Source organism: Methylobacterium goesingense, from assembly GCF_022179225.1.
GTDB lineage: Bacteria > Pseudomonadota > Alphaproteobacteria > Rhizobiales > Beijerinckiaceae > Methylobacterium > Methylobacterium goesingense.
In genome coordinates this window covers 1-3,423 of record NZ_BPQL01000186.1, presented here as the reverse complement: position 1 = coordinate 3,423, position 3,423 = coordinate 1, and the positions used below count along the sequence as shown (strand labels likewise).

The following is a 3,423-nucleotide window of genomic DNA, read 5'->3' as shown; positions in this document are numbered from 1 at the left end:
CCACCGGCGGCACCGGTTCGGGGGCGGGCGCGGGGCCGTCGCGGAACTGGGCCGGCGCGAGCCGCTGGCGGTTCACCGCGAGATCGAAGACGTCGAAGCGGTTGTAGTAGCCGACCACATCGTGGAACTGCTTGGGCTCGACGCAGGCGTTGAGGTCGATCTCGGCGTAGAGAATGCCCTCCTCCTGGAGCGCCTCGCCGATCTGCGCCCCGGTCGGATCGACGAAGAACGAGGCGGCGCGCGGAGTCCCGTCGAGGACGTCGGCGGCGCCAGGATCGCGGGCTGCCAGGAAGTCGTAGGCTGCCTCGTCCAGCACGCCCGCCGTGACGAGGCCGAACGCCTTGGCCTCGAAGCAGTGGGCGCTCGCCCGCAGGCGGTTGGCGGCGAGGTTGTCGTAGTTGCCCCCGCCCTTCGGCCGGCGCGTCGGCCAGACCGGAGGCCAGGACGAGATGTGGAACTGCTCGCCCTGCGCCATCAGGGCGTAGCGCGCGAGCGGATTCGTGTTCTCGCCGCAGATGAGCTGACCGATGCGGCCGATGCCCGTCTCCACCACCTTCAGCCCGGCCCCGTCGCCCGGCGCCCAGACGAGCTTTTCGTAGTAGGTCGGCATCAGCTTGCGGTGATGGTTGAGGATCGTGCCGTCCTCGCCGATGAGGAGGTTGGCGTTCCAGAGGCAGCCCACGCTGGCGGGTGAGCGCTCGCTGATGCCGATCGACACGAAAATTCCCGCCGCCCGCGCCGCTTGCCGGATGCGCGCCACCTCCGGACCGTCGACGAGTACCGATTGCTCGGCCATGCGGGCGAACAGATCGTGGTTGTCGATCGGAGCCGAGAGAGCCGCCCAGACCGGGAAGGCCGGGATGAAGGTCTCGGGAAAGGCGATCAGCGCGGCGCCGGCACGGGCGGCCTCTTCAATCAGGGCGACCGCCTTGGCGGTGGTCGCGGCCGCATCGAGGAAGACGGGTGCCGCGTGAACGGCGGCGGCCTTGAACCGTGGAAGCATGGGATTTCCCTTTCCACGGCGAGGTTACGGCGCGGACGCGCCCTGCAAAGCCGGCATTTCTGCAAGGCGCCTTGCAGGATGTCCCCGAGGGGCAGCCTCAAGGGGCGATCGCGAACCGAGTCCGGCGTATATCTTGCCATTCTCTGGCGCGTATCTTGCGATCCTGAAGACCATGCAGACGTTCGATCTCCTGGACTGGAACGACATCAAAGTCTTTCTGGGAGCGGCTCGGGGCGGGAGTCTCGCCGCCGCCGCCAAGCGCCTGCGGGTCGACCAATCCACCGTCAGCCGGCGGCTCGCCAGCCTGGAAAGTGCCCTCGGTCTCGCGCTGTTCGAGCGTTTGCCATCGGGTTTGCGCCTCAGCGACGTGGGACAGCGCCTGCTCCAGCATGCCGAACAGGTCGAGAGCGCGGTCATCTCATTCCAGCACGAGGATCACCCCGGGAACGGCTGCATCGGGGGTCGCGTCCGTCTCGCCACGATGGAGGGGATCGCCTCCCTGTACCTCGCCGAGCGTCTCTGGGGCCTGCGGGAGCGCCACCCCGCCCTGACGGTCGACCTCGTGACCTCGGCCCAGACCGTCTACGTCAACCGCCGCGAGGCCGACCTCTTTCTCAGTTTCTTCAAACCGCCCGGAAAAGGCTTGATCTCGCAGCAGATCGGGGCATTCCGGCTCGGATTGTATGCGGCGCCGAGCTACCTCGCGCGGCAGGGATGCCCCGTCGACCTGCGCTCACTCAAGCAGCATCACTTCGTCTCGTATGTCGACGATCTCGTTCAGGTCGACTGCGTCCGCTGGCTGGACGACCTCCTCGATGAGCCCCAGACGGTGTTCCGGTCCAACAGCATGATTGCGCAGAAGAGTGCCGCACTCGGAGGCTTCGGCCTCGTTCTTCTGCCGAGCTTCGCGGTGACGGCGCGCGACGACCTCGTCCCGGTCCTGCACGACACCGCATTCACCGTGCGGGAACTCTGGCTCAACGTCCACGCGGACCTGCAATTCGCCCCTCGGGTCCGTGCCGTCATGGCCTACCTCAAGGACACCTTCACGTCGGACGTCCAGTTCCGGCAGCCTGAAGCCAAGTCTCCCCGAAACCAAGCCTCCCCGCAGCCACCACACTGTGCCGCCTCTTCTCAGCACCTGCGGTTGTTCAATTCGGCGACCTGATGGGTGGCGTTCCTGAACCGCGGATGCGCTCACGGGCGACAGGTCGGAGGACGTGGATTGCCCGCGGCGGCAACCACCTCACATGAGACCGCGACGGTGAGGTTGTGTGGCTGTGCGACTGGCGGCTTACACACGACAATTGATTGAAGCAGACGCAGAGATCCCTTTCATGCTCGGTGGCGAGCGAACGCCTTCAGGGCGATCTCGGCCGCCGCTGCGGCGAAGGCGGGCGAGACGCCGAGGATCGCTTTGGCGCTGAGCCGGCTCTTGTTCGGGGTGCCGTCGAGCTCGATCACGCCTCGTCGATGGCGATCTCATCCTCGGCGTCCATGCCGCCGATGGCGTCGAGGATGTCGGACTGTACGGTGTTGTCCATCTTGCGCGCGCCGCTGCATTGCGGGAGGCCCGCATCGATGCGATAGCTCGCCCCGGGTGCACGGTCCGAAGTGTCGGATCGGCAGGTTGAGCCAGCGCTGGTCGGGCCGCCAGCGGCGGAGACCTGTGCCGATGCCCTTCCTCGCCCGCCCCGCATCCGCCCTGCGTGGCCTGATCACCAGTGGCGCCAGCGCCGGCCTCATCCTCATGGCGAGCGCCGCGATCGCCCTGGTGGTCGCGAATTCCGGCTGGTCCGAGGCCTATGTCACGATCCTGAAGACCTATGTCGGTGGCCTCAGCGTGCTGCACTGGATCAACGACGGCTTGATGGCGCTGTTCTTCCTGCTGGTCGGCCTGGAGATCAAGCGCGAGGTGCTCGACGGCCGCCTGCGAACCTGGCCCGACCGGGTCCTGCCGGGGATCGCGGCCCTCGGCGGCATGCTCGCGCCGGCCCTGGTCTACGTCGCGGTCAATCGGTCGTCCCCCGAGACCCTGCGCGGCTGGGCAATTCCCACGGCCACCGACATCGCGTTCGCCCTCGGCGTGCTGACCCTGCTGGGGTCCCGCGTCCCGGTCTCACTCAAGATCTTCCTGACGGCGCTCGCCATCCTCGACGATCTCGGCGCAGTGCTCATCATCGCAGCGTTCTACACCGCAGACCTGTCGCTGCCGATGCTCGGCGGGGCCGGGCTCGTGCTGCTCGTCCTCGTCGGGCTGAACAGGGCCGGCGTGACCCGCCTGTCGCCCTATCTCGGGCTCGGGGCCCTGCTCTGGGTCCTGGTCCTCGGGTCCGGCATCCATGCCACCATCGCGGGCGTACTCCTCGCCTTGACGATCCCCCTGCGGCCGAGCCCGGCCCGGCCGCAGGGGGATCGTC

General features: G+C 67.8%; 3 protein-coding genes and 1 pseudogene. 2 read left to right on the top strand and 2 right to left on the bottom strand.

The features are described from left to right. Window positions 1-1,003: carbon-nitrogen hydrolase family protein (locus tag MFF30_RS23965; RefSeq protein ID WP_238282659.1), on the bottom strand; the 1,003-nt coding region annotated here is incomplete at its 3' end. A 172-nt stretch (window positions 1,004-1,175) separates the two neighbouring features. Here MFF30_RS23965 and MFF30_RS23960 point away from each other — a divergent pair. After that, window positions 1,176-2,171 (top strand): LysR family transcriptional regulator, encoded by a 996-nt coding sequence (locus tag MFF30_RS23960; protein WP_238282658.1) that lies wholly within the window; start codon window positions 1,176-1,178, stop codon window positions 2,169-2,171. 203 nt (window positions 2,172-2,374) lie between these two features. Here the strand turns inward: MFF30_RS23960 and eno are convergent. After that, a pseudogene (gene eno / locus MFF30_RS23955) lies at window positions 2,375-2,523 on the bottom strand (phosphopyruvate hydratase); the annotation flags it as partial. Between the two features lie 155 nt (window positions 2,524-2,678). Between eno and nhaA the strand changes: the two are divergent. Continuing rightward, window positions 2,679-3,423, top strand: a 745-nt coding sequence (gene nhaA / locus MFF30_RS23950; RefSeq protein WP_238282657.1) for a Na+/H+ antiporter NhaA, incomplete at its 3' end; no start/stop codon positions are given.